Annotated in this window: 12 protein-coding genes, 1 pseudogene and 2 riboswitches; of the genes and pseudogenes, 4 read left to right on the top strand and 9 right to left on the bottom strand. The window is 48.2% G+C overall.

Annotation, left to right across the window (positions count from 1 at the left end; all coding sequences use genetic code 11):
- The first annotated feature begins 8 nt into the window (after positions 1–8).
- Positions 9–1,130: a leucyl aminopeptidase gene (locus ACBP55_RS32105; protein WP_464653494.1), complete on the top strand. Its 1,122-nt coding sequence runs from the start codon at positions 9–11 to the stop codon at positions 1,128–1,130.
- 345 nt (positions 1,131–1,475) lie between these two features.
- Here ACBP55_RS32105 and ACBP55_RS32100 read toward each other — a convergent pair whose 3' ends face one another.
- The gene (locus ACBP55_RS32100) at positions 1,476–2,033 is read right to left on the bottom strand and encodes a hypothetical protein (RefSeq protein WP_464647498.1); all 558 of its coding nucleotides are present in this window, start codon (positions 2,031–2,033) and stop codon (positions 1,476–1,478) included.
- Between the two features lie 125 nt (positions 2,034–2,158).
- Between ACBP55_RS32100 and ACBP55_RS32095 the strand changes: the two genes are divergently transcribed.
- Positions 2,159–3,442 carry an MFS transporter gene (locus tag ACBP55_RS32095; protein ID WP_464647496.1) on the top strand — a complete coding sequence of 428 codons (1,284 nt, stop codon included), beginning with the start codon at positions 2,159–2,161 and terminating at the stop codon, positions 3,440–3,442.
- Positions 3,439–4,362, top strand: a complete 924-nt coding sequence (locus tag ACBP55_RS32090) for a Gfo/Idh/MocA family protein (protein WP_464647494.1) — start codon at positions 3,439–3,441, stop codon at positions 4,360–4,362. The genes ACBP55_RS32095 and ACBP55_RS32090 overlap by 4 nt, the downstream gene beginning before the upstream one ends.
- 542 nt (positions 4,363–4,904) lie before the next feature.
- Here ACBP55_RS32090 and ACBP55_RS32085 read toward each other — a convergent pair.
- The 5 genes from ACBP55_RS32085 to ACBP55_RS32065 all read right to left on the bottom strand — a co-directional run bounded on the left by ACBP55_RS32085 (position 4,905) and on the right by ACBP55_RS32065 (position 16,138).
- Positions 4,905–9,956 (bottom strand): OmpL47-type beta-barrel domain-containing protein, encoded by a 5,052-nt coding sequence (locus tag ACBP55_RS32085; protein ID WP_464647492.1) that lies wholly within the window; start codon positions 9,954–9,956, stop codon positions 4,905–4,907.
- Positions 9,957–10,070: 114 nt separating this feature from the next.
- The gene (locus tag ACBP55_RS32080) at positions 10,071–11,744 is read right to left on the bottom strand and encodes an extracellular solute-binding protein (RefSeq protein WP_464647490.1); all 1,674 of its coding nucleotides are present in this window, start codon (positions 11,742–11,744) and stop codon (positions 10,071–10,073) included.
- A gap of 66 nt (positions 11,745–11,810) precedes the next feature.
- Positions 11,811–12,686, bottom strand: a complete 876-nt coding sequence (locus ACBP55_RS32075; RefSeq protein ID WP_464647488.1) for a carbohydrate ABC transporter permease — start codon at positions 12,684–12,686, stop codon at positions 11,811–11,813.
- Between the two features lie 19 nt (positions 12,687–12,705).
- Complete coding sequence (locus tag ACBP55_RS32070) at positions 12,706–13,647, bottom strand: ABC transporter permease (RefSeq protein ID WP_464653492.1); 942 nt, start codon at positions 13,645–13,647, stop codon at positions 12,706–12,708.
- A 253-nt stretch (positions 13,648–13,900) separates the two neighbouring features.
- Positions 13,901–16,138 (bottom strand): helix-turn-helix domain-containing protein, encoded by a 2,238-nt coding sequence (locus ACBP55_RS32065; protein ID WP_464647486.1) that lies wholly within the window; start codon positions 16,136–16,138, stop codon positions 13,901–13,903.
- Between the two features lie 196 nt (positions 16,139–16,334).
- Here ACBP55_RS32065 and ACBP55_RS32060 point away from each other — a divergent pair, with 196 nt between their 5' ends.
- Positions 16,335–16,604 (top strand): hypothetical protein, encoded by a 270-nt coding sequence (locus tag ACBP55_RS32060; protein ID WP_464647485.1) that lies wholly within the window; start codon positions 16,335–16,337, stop codon positions 16,602–16,604.
- 273 nt (positions 16,605–16,877) lie between these two features.
- On the opposite strand, the gene gcvPB is transcribed toward ACBP55_RS32060, so the two are convergent.
- The 3 genes and pseudogenes from gcvPB to gcvT all read right to left on the bottom strand — a co-directional run bounded on the left by gcvPB (position 16,878) and on the right by gcvT (position 20,841).
- Positions 16,878–18,359 carry an aminomethyl-transferring glycine dehydrogenase subunit GcvPB gene (gcvPB, locus tag ACBP55_RS32055; protein WP_464647483.1) on the bottom strand — a complete coding sequence of 494 codons (1,482 nt, stop codon included), beginning with the start codon at positions 18,357–18,359 and terminating at the stop codon, positions 16,878–16,880.
- Positions 18,356–19,711 (bottom strand): aminomethyl-transferring glycine dehydrogenase subunit GcvPA, encoded by a 1,356-nt coding sequence (gcvPA, locus tag ACBP55_RS32050; protein WP_464647482.1) that lies wholly within the window; start codon positions 19,709–19,711, stop codon positions 18,356–18,358. The genes gcvPB and gcvPA overlap by 4 nt, the downstream gene beginning before the upstream one ends.
- A 34-nt stretch (positions 19,712–19,745) precedes the next feature.
- Positions 19,746–20,841 (bottom strand): annotated as a pseudogene (gene gcvT / locus ACBP55_RS32045) (glycine cleavage system aminomethyltransferase GcvT).
- Between the two features lie 104 nt (positions 20,842–20,945).
- A riboswitch (glycine riboswitch) is annotated at positions 20,946–21,052 on the bottom strand.
- A 3-nt stretch (positions 21,053–21,055) separates the two neighbouring features.
- A riboswitch (glycine riboswitch) is annotated at positions 21,056–21,152 on the bottom strand.
- Positions 21,153–21,231: the final 79 nt, after the last annotated feature.

The raw sequence follows: 21,231 nt of genomic DNA, 5'->3' as shown, positions 1-21,231 counted from the left end.
CCTCGGCGCTGACCGAAGGGCTGCTCCTCGGTACGTACCGCATCGCGGCGTACCGCAAGAATGAGCCTGCGCGCGCGGAGCTGCGCCAGGCTGTACTGCTCACAGAAGCGGCTGCGGATGCAGCGCTTCTGGAGGGGGCGATCGCAGCCGCTGAGGCGGTTGCGGAGGGCACGAACTATGCCCGGGATCTCACGAACCTCCCGGGCAATAAGCTCATTCCGGCTTCCATCGCAGAGGAAGCCGTTCGGCTCGCCCAGCACTACGGCTTCGCCTGCGAAGTGCTGGACGAGCACGAGATTGCCGCCCGCGGGATGGGCGGTCTTACCGCGGTTGGCGCAGGCAGCGTCAACCCTCCGCGCATGATCACCCTGCAGTATAAGGGTGATCCAGACTCCGCCGACGTGCTGGGCCTCGTCGGCAAGGGTGTGACCTTCGATACTGGCGGGATCTCGATGAAGAAGCCCGATGGCATGGAAGAAATGATCAGCGATATGGGCGGAGCCGCTACACTGCTCGGTGCCCTGCATGTCGTCGGTCGGCTGAAGCCGAAGGTGAACCTGGTCGTGGTTATCCCCGCGGCAGAGAACATGACGTCTGGCTCTGCCTATCGTCCTGGTGATATCGTGACAATGCTCAGCGGACATTCCGTGGAAGTGTTGAATACCGATGCGGAAGGCCGCATTATTTTGGCCGATGGCTTGACCTACGCCAAGCAGCTGGGAGCGAATCGTCTGATTGATGTCGCGACACTAACCGGAGCCATCTTAATCTGTTTCGCTGATGTAGCGACTGGCGCTGTTACGAACGATGACGAGTTTTTGAAACCGCTGCTCCAAGCAGCTTCGGCGGCTGGTGAAAAGGTATGGCAGCTGCCAAACTACCCGGAATATCGCGCCATGCTGAAAAGCGATGTCGCCGATATCAAGAATGCCACTTCATCCGACCGCTGGGCAGGAGCCATTACAGCTGGACTGTTCATCGGCTACTTCGCTGAAGGAACGCCTTGGATCCATCTGGATACAGGCGGCACGGCTTGGTTATGGTCGGCCAAAGGCATCGAACCTAAAGGTGCAACAGGTGTCATGGTTCGTACTTTAGCTGCTTATCTGTGTGGGGACGAATATAAATAGCAGTCTTTAGGAGCTCTTATTTGTCTCGAATAAGCTTGCTTGCAGCAAATAGAAGCCCCTAAAGGCTCTAATCTACAGAAGAATGGAAGAAATCGGCATCATCTGATGAGGATAGAAGTCTCTAAAGACTCTTATTTAGTGAATTCCATACGATTTTCTCTAAATAGCAGCCTTTAGAGACTCTTAATTGGGAAGCATTACTTGCAAAAGCTACACCAATCATGAGCTAGACCTAGGTTCTCCAGCATCAAACACAAAAAAATCACCAGCCATCGAGTTACCGTCATCCAACCACGAAGGTTGAATGGCGTAATAACTCAGGGCAGGGTGATTTTTTTAATCTTTCTAGGCGCCGATACTTTGTCCAGCTGAAGTTGGCTGATTAACAGGCTTCTGAAGCAATTCGTTCACGTCGGAAATCCGAAGGACTAGACGGTTGATTTCATTTGTCGTATAAGAGAGATGCTCGGTGCGCTGTTCAAGCTGCGTTAAGGAAATGCCGATCCAATTTTTCTTGTTCCGACGTAGAAAAAGATCATATTTTAACACCGTCATTGTAGCGGCGAGGGGATCTGGCTTGATATAGACATCTTTCATGACATCATCCATGTTGAAAAAGAGTTTCCCACGCTTCCATCTGACATACCCCGGTTCAAACAAGATAACAAGAAAATCAGAATCCGTCTTGTCCATGTTCTCCATTGTAATCAATCTTACAGCACCTTTAGCTTGATTCGGCTTAATGAACTGGCTGGATCGAATATCGGGAAGGAAAGGAACAATGAGAAGCGGACATACGCTGGCGATATACAAATAAATGGTTGACTGGAACATGAGAGAGAGTACAATGAAAGTCAAAAAGAGTAATGAGCTTGTGATAAGACCAAAATGTTTTGGTTTCATAATAGTTGGGTGATCCCGCCTGACATGGTAGATTAGGTAGTCAGTCCTATTTTAACATAAGCGCCCTATAGTTTGTAAACTTTAAGATCAGTCATTCATCATAAGAATTACATCAGGAGGCGAGTATGGCGATGAAGATTGCGGTTTTTTTACGAAAACCCAGAAAAAAAGTATCCTCCTACCGAAGAAGTCTGCTAATCGCAACATTGGAGGGGTTCCCGGCGGTTATTATCTTTCAGCTCCTTGGCGGTCCGTTTCTAACGGGTTATTTGCTTTATTTAGGAGCGACTTCAACCGAAATTGGTTTGGTGTTGGCCATAACAACCGTCGTCAATATCATTCAAATTGGGATGGCTGTGGTCATGCAAAAATTCAGAAACCGCAAACGGATGCTGCTCATATTTGCTTCCTCACACCGATTGCTCTGGACCTCTGTGGGCTTGATCCCTTTTTTATTTCCCAAAGATCTGTGGGTTGTGATGTATATTGTGCTTTATACGGCTGCTCATCTTGGCAATGCCGCGGGTGGAATCGTTTGGACCTCACTGATTAGCGATGCGGTGCCGGGTCCGGTTCGAGGGCGATATTTTGGACTTCGCAACACGATATTAGGCGGGGTAAGTTCTCTGGCTCTTTTCATTGGCGGACAAATTCTGGATCGATATCCAGGCGGACAAGGCTTTAACTATTTATTTATCATATGCAGCGTTTGTGTGGTCTTAAATATACTAGCCTTCGGTTTATATCCGAATCCGCCCTTCGAGCCATCTACGGCATCGAATCCGGTAGGGATGATTGGGAAGCCGTTGAAGGATCGCGCTTTTCTTAAAGCGATTCTCTTTTTGGCTGTGTTTTTATTCGTGCAAGGGGTAACCGTGCCGCTCTTCTCATATGTCATGCTCAAGCTGATGAAAATTAATTATGAAACTGTCTCGTTAATTACGGTCGTTCACACCGTGGTTATGATGGCCAGTTACTACGTATGGGGCAATCTGAATGTGCGTTACTCGGCTCAAACCTTGCTGCTGTGGTCCTTACCGATCATTGCACTAGCTTGTTTATTATGGGGAGCGATTGCTTTCATTCCAGCCGTTGTTGTTCTGTATGCGGTTCATATCGTTCTTGGCGTTGGGCTGGGTGGGTTTAATCAGATGGTGTTCACGTTTACGATTGGCGATACACCGAAGAGCGAACGTCCGATGTATATTGCCACTTATTCGGCTATCACTGGCTTTGCCGCTTTCTTGGGACCTATTTTTGGCGGAAAAGTATATGCTCTAATTACGGATGCCCCGATGTGGGTGCAAATATATGGCGTTTCTACGGTGATTGGCGCTGTTTTACTGGTACTTGCACTGGTGGTTGGACGTATGGTGCTGGGAAAACAAATGAGGAGTGAAGCATTGTGACGAAGAAAAGAATTGGATTAATTGGTCTAGGTGATATCGCACAAAAAGTGTATCTGCCTCTTTTATCGGTCAACGAGCAGGTGGATATCGTAGGCATCATGAGCTCAACCCAGGCGACGGTAGAACGGATGAAGGCAAAGTATCGCATTCCTTACGGGACAACGAACTTAGATGAGCTTCTTGCACAAGGGCTGGATGCTGTTTTCGTCCATAGTCCGACATCTACCCATTACGATATAGCTATGAAAAGTATAGAGCAGGGTGTTGCTGTTTATGTAGATAAACCGTTGTCCTACGATTGGGCGCAGTCCACCGAGATGGCTTCTTATGCGGAGCGAAAAGGTGTTTTGCTGGCAGCGGGGTTTAACCGCAGGTTTGCTCCCCTCTATATGGAGGCTAAGCAATGGCTTCAGGAGGCTGGAGGTTTTGATTGGTGTTCAGCCGTTAAGCACCGCATCAAGCAGCAAGGTCATAGCGCCAAAGAGACGTTGTATGATGACCTGATTCACATGCTGGACCTTTTGCTATGGCTTGGAGAGGGCCCGTTTGAAGTGAGTACATACCACCAACAAGTCGATGAAGCGGGCAAACTGCTCCACGCATCAGGGACATTGGCATTCGGCTCTTCCCTAGGCAATTACAGTATGGTTAGACTTGCCGGTGTTGATTTAGAAAAAGTGGAGCTGCACGGCAGCAGCCGATCGGTAGAAGTAACGAACCTTGAGTCAGCAGTCTTTTATGAAAAAGGTGCCGCGCCACGCGTGCGATCCTTCGGCAGCTGGGACACGGTGCTTGAAAGAAGGGGCTTTGCTGGTGTTGTTCAGCATTTCCTGGACAGCTTGAACAATCCGAATGCCTGCAGCATCCGTGGAGACCTTGTCCTTGAGTCACATCAATTAGTGGAACGATTATCCGTTTAAGGTCGTGCTACGGCTGACTCAGGAATTCCGTCAACTACAGAAGAAGTTTGTTTTTGATTTGTGAGTTTATTAGGGTGATATTTAGTTTGTTTTGGTGTTAGTGAGGTTGTTTTGTGTAAGAGGATTAGATGTCAGATTCTGTTGCACAATATCCAATGGAATCGCCTAATTAAAGCGTATATAAGCATTTCCATTGGAGTAAATACAATGTTTTTTCCGAAGTTGGCTTGTGAGTAGGCTTAGTGGAAAATTCCATTGCATATTGTCCAATGGAATCATGTATTCACGAATAGCATGTTGAATTTCATTGTATTTGCTCCAATGGTTTTAATCCTATTAATTGCTCAAGCTCAAGCGTTGTACTTTGGAACATATATTTCTGTCCTAAGAATGTACTTTAGAGGTTGATTTCGGGGTTTTTCGTCCAAATAGAGCATTGACGTTCCGTGAACTGGACAATCTTGGTTATCGCAGCATAGTACAAAAAAGGGTAGAGGGGCCTATCATCCAAAAATGACTTTGGATGACATGCCCCTTCTTATTCACTTCCCTGACTTTTGCTGCAAGTATAGAACGGCATCTCGAAGCAGCTTGGCAGTCGTACTATCCGTATACTTGCCATCTTTGATGACTGCATCAAAGATAGTCGGATCTTTAAGCTGACTTTGATTCAGCAGTTTCTGGAGCTGAGCAACCTTGTTCTGCAAGCTGTTGTAAGTGTTTTGATTTGGGAAATATCCTAGATTCCATAATAAACGGAGCAGATCGTCCAAATGATCGAGATCCATGATCACTTTCAATACAAAGGTACGCACGATCGTATTGCCCGCGCTATCTGATGCCGTTATTTCAATCGTATGCTGACCTATCCACAAGCTGAGCGGTTGGAGGTTAATATTAGGGCTAACAACGGCACCGTCCAGTTTGACTACAGATGAGGCCACTCCACTTAAAGCATCTGTGATACTAACATTCAATACAATCGGATCCGTCCAAAATAAAGTTAAGGGACCGGCGATGTTGATTTCAGGAGCTTGCGGATCGAAGCGTACCTCTACAGGATGACTAGCTTCCTGATTGCCTGCCGCATCAACACTGTAATAGTGTATCGTGTTCACACCGTAAGTGTTTACCGTAACAGAGGTTCCGGCAGTGGCAGTTCCCCCGTTTAGCATGTAAAAGGTCTGTTGTACACCGCTCAAAGAATCATACGCTGCTAATGTGACGGTTTGTGTTGTGCGCTGCCACCCTGCTAATGATGTGTGCGTGGTTGCAGGAGCTGTTTTATCGATGCCAATAATCAAATCTTTGGGCGCTTCTTCGTTATTCGTTACATCAATCGAGCGGTATTGGATTTGATGTACCCCTTCATCACTGAAGGTGATCGGCTGAGCTGTGACAGGATGCCATATTCCACCCTGAATTCGGTACTCTGTTTGCTTGATTCCAACGCCAGCAGTCGGATGTGAGACTGTAAACGTCACATGCACATCTTGTTTGTTGAATGAGCCAGCCCCCGTTGCCCCGTCCGCTGTCGCTGTTGTCACAGGAGGGGTGATATCCCGCTTTTTCACCTGAAAAGTAATCTCCTTGGTGTTGTTCGTACGATCCATCTCAGTGAATCGGCCAATATCATTGATATTGACGCTTAATTGGTAGGTGGCTTCTCCATTGGGCACTTCCCAATACCCATTTTCACCACCTGCGTTGGTATAGAGTGTTGCACTGCCGCCTACAGGGATGGATTGATTATACGTATCCGTATAGCCGAACGAACCGCCGTTCAAACCAAACACGGCTCCAGTTATTTTGCCGGCTGGGGTTGGGAGAATACCGACATTTTTCACTGTGACATAGAATCGAATTCCCGTTTGCCCGGCATACGGATCTGCTGGATCCGTTCCAAGATCTGTTACGATAAGATCGGGGCCTGGAGTTAAGGGCTGGCGTTCCAAACTCAAAAACTCGAACGATTGATGGATGACCCGGCCGTTCTTAGCGACAACTTTGATGATATGGTTTGCCATAGGGAGACCAGTCTTTTCAAAAACAACCTTCTTCGCGCCTTGTGTGTTCGCTGTTTTCAAATCCACTGTTGCTTGCAGGACATCATCGATATATACATCAGCCTCGCCTAATGTAGACTCAATATCGGAATACCAACGGATTCCCGTACCCTTAAAGCCCATAGCTGCGTAATCGCCCGGCGTTGTCGTTTCATGAATATTGGCTCCATTGGCGCCGAGAGCGAAGGTAGGAGCGGAATAATACATATTCGTGCTGCTATGAATGACATTCGTCCAAAGTGCTTGCGGCGTTTCATCCAAGATGCCTTCTTTCAGCTCAAACCAATCGAAGTAGGCGAACACATTATCACTGCTCTTGACGATGGACAGCACAAGGTTGCTTATATCCGCAGGCATCATGACGTTATATTCGACGGTTGTATAGACATTCGGCTCCGTTCCTGGCAAATCCAGCGTCCGAACCAGCTGATTGTCGATCACGAGGTTCACCTTTTTGTTCGCGGCCGAGCTATATTTAAGCTTAAGAATGTAATTGGTATTTGCTTTGACAGGCGGTTTCAGCATGTTCATCCGTCCTTGTGTAAAGTACATGCCGACGAATGTGCCATGATGTGTCACTCCTTCCAGCTCCGTTTGCTCTGCTTCAACATGCAAAGCTCCCGTAGACGTAGTGGTAAAAGGAGATGCCGGCAATGACAAGGAGGATATGGCTAAAGGGTCGCTCGGTACGGACTCGTTGCCCGAGTCATCATAAGCGATGAGCGTGTACGAGTGTGCACTTTCCGGTCTAACATCTTGGTGCGAATACCTGGTTACGGCTTTCGGCAGCTTGGCGAGCAGTACGCCGTTATCATAGAGCTTATACCCGGCTACTTCTACATTATCCGTAGAAGGCTGCCAAGTCAGCTTGATTTGTTTGTACGAAACGGCCCGTGCTTGCAGCGTAGGCTTGCTTGGTGCTGAATGTTCTAACGAGGTCAAAATAAACTGCACGGCTTCGCCTGGCTGAAGAGTTTCTGATAATTGAGCGCCCGAAGCGGTGTCAATCGTCGTAAAACTGTGTGAAGCCGCATACGTGTTGCCTGCGCCAAAGCGTTCTGCCGCATACTGGGCGTTAGCGGGTAGTGTAACATGGACGTTCATCGTGACCGGTGTCGTTTCAAAATTAACAAAATTGAGCAGAATTTTATTGGATTTTGCTCCAGTGTTGCTCACACTAAGACTAGATGTATCCACGGCGCGGAAATAAGCTTTTTTCCCGGCAAGCTCGCTCTGATTTGTATACACATAAGGGAGCGGTTTGCCATGCGTACTGTATGCGAGCGCTAAGCGGCGGAAAACCTTCAAACGCGTTTCATCGGGATCGCTCGTGTTGATCCATGCCTCGGCATCGTCAGCGGATTTCATCTCGATGTCCTCTTTGAGCAAGCTGTACTCTCGGAAGTAAGCCGCATGCTGCATGATGTAATCGAGATAGCCGATGGTACTGCGCGTTTCCCGATCAAAGATGGAGGCGAATCGATGCGTGAACGTATCGTAACGGTTATTATCGGTATGAAAATCGTTAGCTCCCGTTTCACTCATCATCATCGGCTTTGCCATTCCGTCACCCTGATACTCAGGAAAAGTCTTTAATGTCTCAACGACAGCGCCTCCCTCACCACTCGATATCCCGCTTAAGGTATAGCTGTGACCGTTCGTCATATCGGTATAGTCTTCAATCTGTCTGCGGTAGGCAGGATCACGCTCCCAGCCATCGGGAATTCCTTTGGATGGCCAGTAGGCCCAGCCTGGAGAAACGGCTTTCAACCAAGGGTTTAGCAAAGGCTTCTGCTCACTAACATACTTAGCAAGAGCCAAATCGGCGGCAAAAGCATTGTTGAACACGCCGGGTTCATTATCAAGCTCCATGTATTCGAACAAATCCCCATTTTCTGCAATGAGATTGTTGTAGTACTCTTTGAGCTTCTCAGGGACGACCCCCGACGAAAGTTCGGGATCCTTGATATAGGTCCCGAATGGCAGCAGCACCGGCGCCAAATTCAAATCGCGCAAGGCGGTCAGCCATTCCCGCGAGAATTGACTGGAACGAATGACGTTCCCGCTGTAGGCGAGTCCAAGCCATTTCGTTACTTCCATCGTTTGGAGATCTCGGTCTTTCAAAACATGAGAGACAAGAGCTGTTCCCAGACGGGTATACCGCCCGTGAATGGGTTCCGCAGCCGGAGCTCCTAATGCCTCAAGCTTGGCGTAATCCCATTCAAACCAATGATATTCATCGCCGTCAGTTCCCGCATACAAGCCTCGATCCAAAGACAGCTTCAATTCATTAGATCCAACCTTCAGCATTTCCTTAGGAATATAAAGCTCGTAAGTTTCTTTAAATTTCCGAGTCGTATTCCCGCCGTTCAAGCCGACAATTTGGATTAAACCAGCCATCGTATCATTGGAAAATACAGCTAATTGCGGAACGGATACATACGCGTCCAAGCTCCTGAAGCTGAACTGCACGCCATGCTCCGGGATCGCTGGCAAGTTGTAAGTAATAACCATAGAACCGTTGCGGTTAAGCTTCAGTCCTTTAGAAACCGAACTCCAATCTGTGCGAGTGGCCCAGTCGGAAGGAAGGCTGAAGGACTCAATAGGTGTTGATTTATAATCGCTAAATTCAGTCGACAGTTGATTATCAAGCCCGATTTTCCAAATCGTTGTATAAACCGGCGTAGGCTGTTCCACGGTAGTTAACGTGTAAAAGGCGGTAGAATATAGGATCTTTCCGGCAGGCTGCGCTGTCGTTTCTTTCAACCGAACTTGTATTTGCCCCGTCGTGTAATTGACATTGTCCAGTTGAAGCGGGTTCGTTGTCACGGTTTGCCACGTGTAACCGCGATCTGTGCTGTATTCATAGGCAGCCACATCCGGGTAACCGGGAATAGGCGTCCACCCGAACGTATTTGCTGTATCGTCCTGCACGGGATTTGTTGGCGCATCAGGCAGCACATAGGGTGTCAGGTAATTGCCAGATATCACCTGTTGGGCAATTCCCGGTCCTTGCCAGGCGACAGCCAAATTGTCATTCGAGGTATTTTCTTTATGCAGCGCCTCGATGTAATATCTTTTCCCGCTGGATAGCGGAATGATCACTGATTTCTGAGTTGGGGATTTCTCCCACTCTCTGGGCTTAGCGAAGACGGTATTAGACGCTATCTTCTCTTTGTGCGCAGGATCGCCATCGGGACTCAGCCATAGCTCGGAGCTGTCATCCGCTGCGATCCAGAAGGTGTAGCCTCCGCTGGCCGGTGGCGTCAGAAAACCGTAAATGCGAGAACCATAAAGATCCCCCGTATTGTTCGGTGTCTCGAAGTTAGCGAGCAACCTCGAACCCGATGGAGGCGTCTTTACAGGAATTTGTTCCACCTTACCTCCAGGAACGTTGTTCCAATAGTCTTGGGTAATACCTGCTGAAGCCGCAAAAGCACGATGCACAGGAAAAATAGGAAGCAGTGAAACAATGATCGCCGACAGAAGGACTGAAACAAGGAGTTTTGACTTGTGTAGGGATCTCATAATTACCTCCATGAACGAGATTATCAATAGGATTCCCTAATCCTATCCGGGGTCCACGTCATGTGTAGACGGCGCTCCGATACATCTAACTTGGAGCGCCGCTTCTCCTTCATTCTATTTCAGCTCTTTCTGAGATTGTTCAGCAAATTTGTACAGATCATCGATACTAAATGCTTTGGTTTTGTTGTTCTCATACCATTTGGCGTAATAATCGTCGACTTGCTTGCCGCCTGCTTTTTCCCACACCTCCTTGGCATCCTTCACAGCTTGCTGTGCGGTATAGCCAGTGCCGCCAACCAAAGCTTTCAACCAAATATCGCCTTTATCGATGTTGTTGGATTTGCTTGTGCTTTTGACAATCGCTTGCAGATCATCAGGCAGGACCGGTAAGAAGTCATAGCCGAGCGAAGGAATAGGACGATCCTTATTGATATAGATTTCTTTGGATTTGAGGTTGATATCGAGCAGTTCTTTCTGAGTTGGCACTTCTGGGCGCAAGTTCACCAGATACACTTCCGCGCATTTGCCCAGCAGCAAATCGGATCTCATCATATTCAGATCGTCGGTGTACAGCTCTTTCTTATTTTTCTCCGTATCGATAGGCTGCAAACAGCCATTCGAACCTTTTTGCGAGTGGGTACCCTCAATTCCGTTTTTCAGTAGGCTTGCATTTTGGGGATCCACCATCCAGTCAATATATTGCATAATCGCTTTCGGATCCTTCGCTTTGGCATTGACGACACCGACCATTTGCACAGGTGTGCTGATAATCGGGCTGAATTGCCCGAATTGACTCTTTGGTAAAGCCATAGGAATAACCTTGGCAGTTGGGTTGTTCTTCTTCAAAGTTTCATAGTTAGAAATAGTAAACCATGCACTGTCGATCGCGAAAATTCCTAATTTCCCGTTCATGAAATCTTGGATGCCTTTTTGTCCGTTTTTATCTGTGAGAAAATCCTTATCGACTAAACCGTCGTCGAACAAACGCTTTTGGAATTCTACGGATGCCTGGAGGCGTTCCCAGTCATGTACGAATTGGCCATTTTGTTCGGCCCAATCGATCGAGCGTCCGAAAATGTGGCTGATCACGGAGAAGCCGACGCCGCTCAGGTTGATACCGAACGTATCCTTTTTACCGTTGCCGTCGGGATCCTGGTTCACGAATGCTTTGGCTACGTTATACAATTCCTCGGTCGTCGTCGGAACCGACAGGTTCAGCTTCTGGAGCCAATCCTCGCGGATTAAGAGACGATGATGCGGGGCCACGACATTTAAACGGCCGATTTCGTACAATTTGCCGTCTTCCTTCGTTCCAATCTTACGCAGCAGCGGATACTTCTCGAGAATTTGCTTGTAATTCGTGCTGTATTTGTCAACCATCTCATCGATCGGCATCAGCAGCTTCTGCGAATACCAGCTGTTCCTATAGTTGGCATCATACTCCAGAATCAAGTCCGGTGCGCTTCCCGAGGCAAGCAAGGCATTAAATTTCGGGAACGATTCCCAGCGGGGAACGGGTGTATATTTAACATCGACAGGACCGTTCTTGTTGATCCACTCCACCCAACGGTTTTTATCCCAGTTGCCTTCCTCCGGAGGAACATTGCCCCGATCATAGACGGAAACGTTAATCGCTCCTCTTTTAGCCGGTTCGGCTGCTGGGGTCGCATTCGGACTTGACGATGCCCCTGGATCGTTGACTTTGGCTGTGGAGCAGCCTGCTAATACTGCGATTAAAGCTAGTGTGGACATTAGAGCTTTCCGATGACCCCTGCGTAACATAGACATGGATATACCCCCCTTAGATAATTCGTTTCCTAAAACAGCTCAAGTTAGATTGTGTTGTCCTTCGTGTTATCCTTTAATCGCGCCGATCATGACCCCTTTAACAAAATACTTCTGCAAAAATGGATAGACGATCAGCATAGGCACAATGAGTACGATCACGCCGGCCGCTTTGATGGATTCTGGTGTCATTTGCTGCAAATCATCTGGTCTTACGGAATTAAGCTCTTGAAGAATCGATTGGCTGGCGACCATCTGTTGAATCATTACCGCCAAATTCATTCGTGTACTGTCATTGATAAACATAAGTACGTGTAAGAATGAATTCCAATAGCCGACGCCATAGAATAAAGTCAACGTAGCCAAGACTGGCAGGGATAAAGGGAGAATAATGCGGGTGAGAAGTCTCCATTCTCCACAGCCATCCATGCGTGCTGCCTCTTCAAGCTCTTCAGGCACATTCATAAAAAAGGTCCGAAGCACAAGCATATTAAACGCGCTGATCAGTCCCGGCATCCATATAGCACCGTAAGTATCCAGTAAGCCGAGACTTTTCACGATCAGAAACAGAGGAATTAAAGGTGTGCCGAACAGCATGGTAAATACAATAGCCAGTGTAAAAAAGCGACGTGCATAAAAATACTTCTTAGCTAACGGATAAGCCGCCATGATCGTAAACCACATGCTTAGCACAACGCCTACAACAGTAATTACGATACTATTACGAAACGCTTTGACCATATTCGTACCAACATATAAGGCTTTGTAAGCTTCTACAGTCCAGCCTTGCGGCCACAGGGTTACATGCCCTGATACAATCGCCTGATAGCTGCTCAGAGATAATGATACGATATGCATCAAGGGAAGGACGCAGCTTAGAGCTGCAAGGCCAAGGAACATATAATTGATCGTGTAAAAGATTTTCTCATCCCAAGTTGGTTTCATGAATGAGGAGGCTCCTTTCTTACCACAGTCCTTGATCGAATTTACGGGCAAGTTGATTCGCAAGGACGACGAAGAAGAAGCCGACCAGAGATTCAAACAACCCGACCGCCGTCGTTAAACTGAACTGTCCTCCCTGGACACCCACAATAAAGATATAGGTGCTGATGACATTCGAGACATCTGAAACGGCTGCATTTTGAAGCGTGTACACATGGTCAAACCCGACTTCCATGACATTACCCATACTCAGAATCAGCATAAGAATAATCGTGCTGCGAATGCCTGGCAGCGTGACATGCCAGATCTGCTTCCATTTGGACGCACCGTCAATGCTTGCAGCTTCATACAGATGCGTATCGATCGAGGTAAGAGCAGCCAGATAAATGATTGCTCCCCATCCGGCTTCCTTCCAAATCCCCGATCCGAGGAAGATAGCTATCCAGCTATGCTCCTGATACAAGAAGGCAGTAGTGTGACCCGTCCATAGCTCTAACAGCTTGTTAACGATACCGGATTGCTGGGAGAATATCGTAACGACAATACCTCCGACAATAACCCAAGAGAAGAAGTGAGGGATATAGATCAGTGTCTGTACAATTCGTTTGAACCGCATGGCGCGAACTTCATTCAATAGGATGGCAATGATAATCGGAAATGGAAAGCCAGCGACAATGCTTAATAAGCTCAAAGTGACGGTGTTGCGGATGATCGTCAGCGTCTGGGGTTGGGTGAAAAGTGCTTTGAAATGCTTTAGGCCAACCCATGGGCTTCCCCATATGCCATCCATCAAGTTATAGTTTTTAAAGGCGATTATATTTCCTAATATTGGAAAATATCGAAAGATAATAAAGTAAGCGATAACCGGTACAAACATAATCAACAGCGGCATATTTTGCTTGAAACGACGACGGGGCTGCAGCGACTTGGCGGCATGGTGGGTAAATCTTCGTGTAGTAATCATGGGGGCTGATTGAATGTTGTCTAGCGGTGTATGTGGCATCGTGTGTCACCTCCTTTAGCGTAAAAATCGAACCATCTTTTGCTCCCTTGCCGTCGATGGAATCAATGTACCTCAGAGGTGCAATCCTTCTCAATATACATGAATTAGCGAATAAACTCTTTTGAAACCCCTTGCTGTACAAGGCTTTAGTGGATGTGATACAGAAGTGAATAAACAACAATTAACGATATACTTTTCTTGAAAAACGGCAGGATTACTCTTGCTTACGGTAATCGCCAGGCGTGACGCCGGTATACTTCTTGAAGGCTCGTATAAACGAGATAGCATGCGTGTATCCAACCATGCACCCGATGTCCTGGACGGAGTCGCGGCTGCTCTGGAGCAGCTTTTTCGCTTGTTCCATCCGGATCTTAACGAGATAATCGACGAATTTTTCGCCAAACTCCTCTTTGAATGCACGGCTGACATGCGAAGCATGAAGCTGAAACTGCTCGCTTAGCGAGGTAAGCGATAATTCTGGATCTGCATAATGAGTCTCCACGTAAGAGCGAACTTGGGTCATGACCGCATGTGTGCTTCTGTCTTCGCGAAAAGCTGCCATCCGCTGCGATACTTCTTCTAACATGTGAAACCACGAAGCATATAACTCTTCGATCGTATCGAACTGTTCAATAGCGTCGTTCAGTTGGGGCAGCACGATTTGCCATAACTCCTGCAGCTCGACTGAGAGCTCCATCATCTCCCGGTGTAAATGATAAACCAAATAATTCATGAGATTGCGGATCTCATCGTAGGAGAATAACCCGACTTTTAATTCGGTGAAAAGTTGCTCCAAGGCCGGCTTCCATTCCTTGTCCCCCAAGCGAAACGACTGAGCGAGCGATTTGACCAGGGGCAAATGCTTATACATTTCCTTCTCAGTGGACGCTTCGGATTCCCAATGATACAGGACTCGATTCGTTCCTAATGTCGATTTAAAGCGAAGAACATGGACGGCAGCCTCGTAGGAATGAACGAGCTCTTGTACTTGTCCAACCACATGACCGACACCAAGCGTAATGCGAAAATGCAGATGCTGCTCGACCCAGGAGCGAACATTTTCGCATAGATTGGCCGCTAGCTTCTCACTGTTTTTGACATTCTCATTAGCAAATATCACAACACTAAGCCTGTGTGTAGCTGTCCATTCCGCCCATACAGTCAGGCCAAGCGGTTCAGCAGTTTCATAAACGACACGGCTTAGTACAAATTTCAGCAGCTCTTGATCCTTTTGAGAGAACATTCTGCATACTTCCATATACTTATCCATCTCGATGACCGCTGCAGCAAGTTGGCCGTAGTCAGAAGGCAATTGCAGCCGATTCATCTCGGCTTTCCAGTCTTCATAATCAACCGTCCGGCTTCCTTCCAGCCATTCTTTGAAAAAATGCCGCCGCCGGAATACGGTATCTTCCTCATGCTGCTTTTCATAGCGGTTGGATAACTCCATAAGATTGCCTATGGCCCGGTCAATATACTGGAATTCGTCTTGTTTCTTGCCCTCGACTCCCATCGACTTCAGTTCGGAATAAGCATGGATACGGGACATAATCAACTTAATCGGCCGATAATTGCGATAGGTCACATAGGTCATCCAGATCCCGCCGAGGACAACCATAACTAGTCCAAATCCGATCCATACATAAGAGAATACAGAGGTGAAAGTAAATAAATAGTCATCGTTGAGACCACTTCGGTATTCCCAGTTTGTATAAGTTGAATGGATTCGGGTAAGTTCCGAGCCTCTTTTCCTAGATACTACTGCACCCTCAGCGTTTCCGGAGGCCATCAGCTGTTTGCCTTCGGGATCGTATACTTCGATGAAGCTGATCTTTGAATTAGACATATCACCGACCATTCTTGCGATAGAATCCATGCTGATATTGACAACGACGATGCCTTTTTGCCCGGATAACAGAGGTATCTTCCGTACTAAAGAAATGACGACTTTACGCTGATCCATCTCCGCAAATTCTTTAAAGATCCGCTGATTCGTCAACTGATACTGAGAAGGGTTCTTCCTCATCTCTTCGATGAACCCTTTATCGCCGAAACGATCAGCCGTTATCATCGTGTTTGGACTAATGACCATTTGATCGGAAACCCGATAAAAATAAACCGAATCAATAAACTTGTTATAATTCATCATCCCGCGAATCAACTCGGTGACTTCATAAGCCGAGTAATAGGGATTTCCCTCAAATTTGTTGTCAAAAAATTGGTCAATCCGCGTATTGGTCTGCAGTTCTTTGATCACATATTCGTCTATCGTCTTCAATGCATAGTCAACCGACTGCATGATATGTAAAGCATATGTTTTATTGGCATTTTCAGCTTCTTTTTTGGACAGTTGGCTGATCGAAAGAATAATAAGCACAATGAGCACAGAAGTGATCATGAAAAATACAGGCAAATAGGAGAATAAAAGCCGATAAAACCATGGTTTGTTCATAAAAACGCTCCTCTAAAATAATGCAAATGCAATGAAATAACAGTTCTGCCGCGTTCGTATCTTAAATGAATGCTTCAATGTGCACTATCCCTTTGGATTAGGATAAGCTTGGTGGGGGAGTTTATCTTAATTGAGAGCTTCAATGTGCACTATCCCTTTGGATCAGGATAAGCCGGGTGAGTGGAGTTCATCTTAATTGAGAGCTTTTATGAGCACTATCCCCTTGGTTCAGGAAAAGCTGGGTGAGGAGTTCATTTTAGTTGAGGGTTTTTCAGGATGCGTTGGATGTGAGAGGAGCTTATTAATTGAGGATTTCTATTTGCACTATCCCTTAGTTCATGTTCGAGGAAGCTTAAGGGGGCAGTTTTGTAGACTGCTCAGAAAATATGTTTCTGAAAGGAGTGAGTGGGAAAGAGAGGAGGCAAGGAAAAAGTTAGTGGAAGCAATGGTTACAATACATGGATAAAAATAGGAAACACAGCATTCTTGTGGAACTTCCCAAACTAAATAGAACTGTTCTGACACGTACTAACTTAAACCAAAACTATTCTAGAAGACATGCTCATGCCGCTCCACCGCCCCCGACTTCGAACTATATACATCAATAATAAAGCACTTCGAAACTTTTTGCTCTATCTTTCTTTCTATCTATCTGAGTAAAAGGGATAGTGCAAATAGGAAGATAAACAAAACCCGCCACTCAGCTGAAACAACTTGAATGGCGGGTATGTTGTGTTATTTATCCGCAAGTACAGTTCAGGACAGGCTTGCGGGCAGCAAGAGCTTCGTCCATGCGGCTGACGACGGTGGTATAGGGAGCGTTTTTGACGAGCTCCGGGTTTTCTTCGACTTCTTTGGAAATGGCGATCATCGTATCAATGAATTCGTCTAAGGTTTGTTTGCTTTCGGTTTCGGTTGGCTCTATCATGATGCATTCTTCCACGCTGAGCGGGAAGTAGATCGTTGGCGGATGGTAGCCGAAATCGAGCAATCTTTTGGCGATGTCGAGTGTACGTACACCGAGCTTCTTCTGGCGATTGCCGGAAAGTACGAATTCGTGCTTACAGAAGCGCGGGTGAGGCACATCAAAGTAGGGTGTCAGTCTAGCAAGCATATAGTTTGCATTCAAGACGGCATACTCGGATACTTTGCGTAAGCCTTCTGGACCGAGTGTACGAATATAGGTGTACGCGCGGACGAGGATGCCGAAGTTGCCGTAAAAGCCTTTGACACGGCCGATCGTTTGCGGATAGTTGTAGTCGAAATAAAAGCTGCCATCTTCCCGTTTCTCAACGAGTGGAGTGGGCAAGAAAGGGATCAGCTTTTCTTTGACGCCAACGGGGCCTGCTCCTGGTCCACCTCCGCCGTGCGGGGTACTCATGGTTTTGTGCAGATTGAGATGCACGACGTCGAAGCCCATGTCGCCGGGGCGAGTGATACCCATAATGGCGTTGGCATTAGCGCCGTCATAGTAGAGCAGTCCGCCTGCGGCATGTACGATCTCAGCGATCTCGACGATTTGTTCTTCGAACAAGCCGAGTGTGTTCGGATTCGTTAGCATTAATGCCGCGGTATCGGGACCAACGGCTTTGCGAAGCTCATCGAGATTCACGAGGCCGCGCTCGTTGGATTTGATGGTTATAGTTTCGAAGCCTGCAACAGTAGCGCTGGCAGGGTTAGTGCCGTGAGCGGAGTCGGGACAGATGACTTTGGTCCGCTTCTCGCCGCGGCTCTCGTGGTAGGAACGAATCATCATTAGTCCGGTCCACTCGCCATGAGCGCCAGCCGCCGGCTGCAGGGTTACACGATCCATGCCGGTGAGGGCTTCAAGGTCATTTTGGAGATTGTAGAGCAGTTCCATTGCTCCTTGCAGCGATTCTTCCGGTTGGTACGGATGTATTTTGGCGAAGCCAGGGAAGCGGGCTACGTCTTCGTTGATTTTTGGGTTGTATTTCATTGTACACGAGCCGAGTGGATAGAAGCCGTTGTCGATACCGAAGTTACGACGAGAAAGAGCCGTATAATGACGGATGACGTCTACTTCATACACTTCTGGCAGGTCAGGTTCGTTCTGGCGCCTAAACTTGGCTGGCAGAAGATCGTTCAAATTGACTTCTGGCACATCGGATTCAGGCAGTGAATAGCCGATACGACCCGGATGGCTCATTTCAAAGATGAGCGCTTTGGCGTCTGATTTCACGTTCACGTTGTTTTCGCTCATACGAGTTCCTCCAGTGCAGCTGCGAAGGCATCGATATCTTCGCGCGTTCTTTGCTCTGTGACGGCAATAAGCATATGGCCGGCGAGCTCGGGGTAGTCGCGGCCGAGGTCGTAGCCGCCGATGATGTTATGCTTCAGGAGCTTACTGTTCAGCTCCTGCACGTTCGTGCCGCCCGGTAGCTTGACGGCAAATTCATTGAAGAAGCTGCCTGCGAATGGCAGCGAGAATTTAGTAGACGCGGTTAGGCGGTTTGCCGCGTAGTGGGCTTTCTGGACGTTGAGCTTACCAACGTCTTGGATGCCCTGCTTGCCCATCGTGGACAAGTACACAGATGCGCAAAGCGCGAGAAGCGCTTGGTTGGAGCAGATATTCGACGTGGCTTTTTCACGTCGGATGTGCTGCTCCCGCGCTTGGAGCGTAAGAACGAAACCGCGCTTGCCATCGCGGTCAACGGTTTGGCCCACGATGCGCCCAGGCATGCGGCGCATCCAGCTTTCGGCGACGGCGAAGTAGCCGCACGTCGGACCGCCCAGCGCAGCTGGGATGCCGAGCGGCTGACAGTCGCCGACGACGATGTCAGCGCCGAGCTTGCCCGGCGCTTCGAGCAGCCCGAGCGTGAGCGGATTCGCGCTCACGACAAGCAGTGCGCCCGCGCCGTGCGCGAGGGGCTCAGCGGCCCCGATATCCTCCAAGCAGCCGAAGAAATTCGGCGATTGGAGGATGACGGCTGCCGCGTCGTCGCTGAGCTTGGAAGTGAGGTCTTCGAAATCGGTCACGCCCTCTGGCGTGAGGCCGATCTCGACCACTTCCAAGTTCAGCCCGCGGGCGGTGGTGCGCAAAATCGCGCGCGCTTCCGGGTGCACCGCTTTCGAGACTAGCAGACGGCTGCGCTTCGTCGCTCCGCTGGCCAGGGCGCCGGCTTCGGCCAGCGCCGTTGCGCCATCGTACATCGAGGCGTTCGCTACGGCCATGCCGGTGAGCTCACAGATGTACGACTGAAACTCGAAAATCGCCTGCAGCTCGCCTTGGCTGATTTCCGGTTGATAAGGCGTATACGCTGTGTAGAACTCTGAGCGTGAGATGACATGATTGATCACCACCGGAAGGTGATGATCGTAGATGCCAGCGCCGAGGAAGCTGGCATACCGGTCAAAGTCGGCGTTGCGACCCGCCAGACCGCGCATATAGCGCAGCAGTCCTTGCTCATCCAGCGCCTTCGATACGTTCAGTTCCCCTTGAAAACGAACCTTCTGAGGTATATCTTGAAACATCTCCTCCATGGATGAGATGCCGATGGTCTCCAGCATTTCTTTCTGATCCTGCTCCGTAATTGGCAAATAGCGGTGCTTCATGATGGGGGCTTGCTCCTCTCCTGAGACAAATGGCTTACGATTTTCTTTTGTAAAACGGGGTGGCAACGACCTTAGCTTTGACCTGCGCCCCTCTAATCTCAACATTCAATTCCGTGCCCAGCGTACTGTAAGCGGAATCGATTAAAGCTAAGCCCACATTCGTTTTGAAAGTAGGAGATTGTGTCCCTGTCGTGACTTCACCGATCTGTTGACCATCCGTATTGAAAACGGCATAATGCGGACGCGGAATGCCGCGTTCGACCATTTCGATGCCAACGAGCTTGCGAGGTGTACCGTTTGCCTTTTGACCAGCGATCACGTCACGACCTATGAAATCTCCCTTATCCAGCTTCACAAAAAATGAAAGTCCAGCCTCTAGCGGTGTAATATCCTTGGATAGCTCCTGCCCGTAAAGGGGGAGACGAGCTTCAAAACGCAAGGTATCACGAGCGCCTAAACCTGCTGGTACGAGTCCATACTCTTGACCTGCTTCAAGAAGCAGCTTCCACAGCTTTACAGCGTCCTTTTGATCGACATAGAGCTCGAAGCCATCTTCCCCTGTATATCCGGTACGAGATAGGAGTGCTTTAATCCCAGCAACATCCGCTTCAGGAAGGAAGCGAAACGTTTTCAAAGATTGGATAGGCGCGTCTGTAAGTTTAGCTAAAATAAGTTCCGCATGCGGTCCCTGCAGCGCGAGCATCGCCGTTTCATCTGAAATGTTGACTAATTCCACACGGCCCGTGAGGTTTTGCTGCATCCATTCCACATCTTTGTCGATATTCGATGCATTGATGACCAACATGTAGTTGTTATCACCAAGTTTGTAAACGAGGAGATCGTCTACAACACCACCAGTCGGATAACACATGAGGCTATATTGGCATTGGCCTGCTTCCAGCTTGGATACATCATTCGTTGTTATTTTTTGCAGAAAAGGAAGGGCGTCTTCTCCGTTTACTCGGACTTCCCCCATATGGGAAACATCAAAAAGCCCGGCCTGCTGCCTGACGGCGTCGTGCTCTTTTTGAATACCAGCGAACTGCACGGGCAGTCCCCCAGCCTCCAAAATCAATGACTCGCGCTCCATGCTCCGCATAAATCGGGAAGAGCGGTGTTCGTTTTAGCATGCTCGTAACCTCACCTTCGATTGTTGACATTGCTATTTTGCCCGAAATATAAGCCGGAAAATGCAAAAAAGAGCAAAAAGTATGCAACACAAACATACCTTTTGCCCTGTCCTTTTTACCTGAGAGTTACCTCGCTGGACCAAACGTCCATCAAGTTTCCCCTTGGGTGTCCGTTTTCCCGCTGTTCGCGGAAATTCGAAGCTCTCCAGAGTTGCGTCCGATACAGGTCCTTTTGCCTGAGAGATTCACCGCACTGGGCTTACTCCTTCGGCGCCGCGAGCTTGCCCTGCGGTCTCTCCCTATACCATCATTCGCCAATATTCAATTTAATTTATAGTATTATTATGTGCCCAAATTGGTGTGAATTGTCAACTGCAACTTTTGAAAAGT

The sequence above is a fragment of the Paenibacillus sp. WG02 genome (assembly GCF_055396115.1).
Note: the sequence above shows the minus strand (reverse complement) of the source record. Positions and strands in the feature narration are given on the sequence as shown.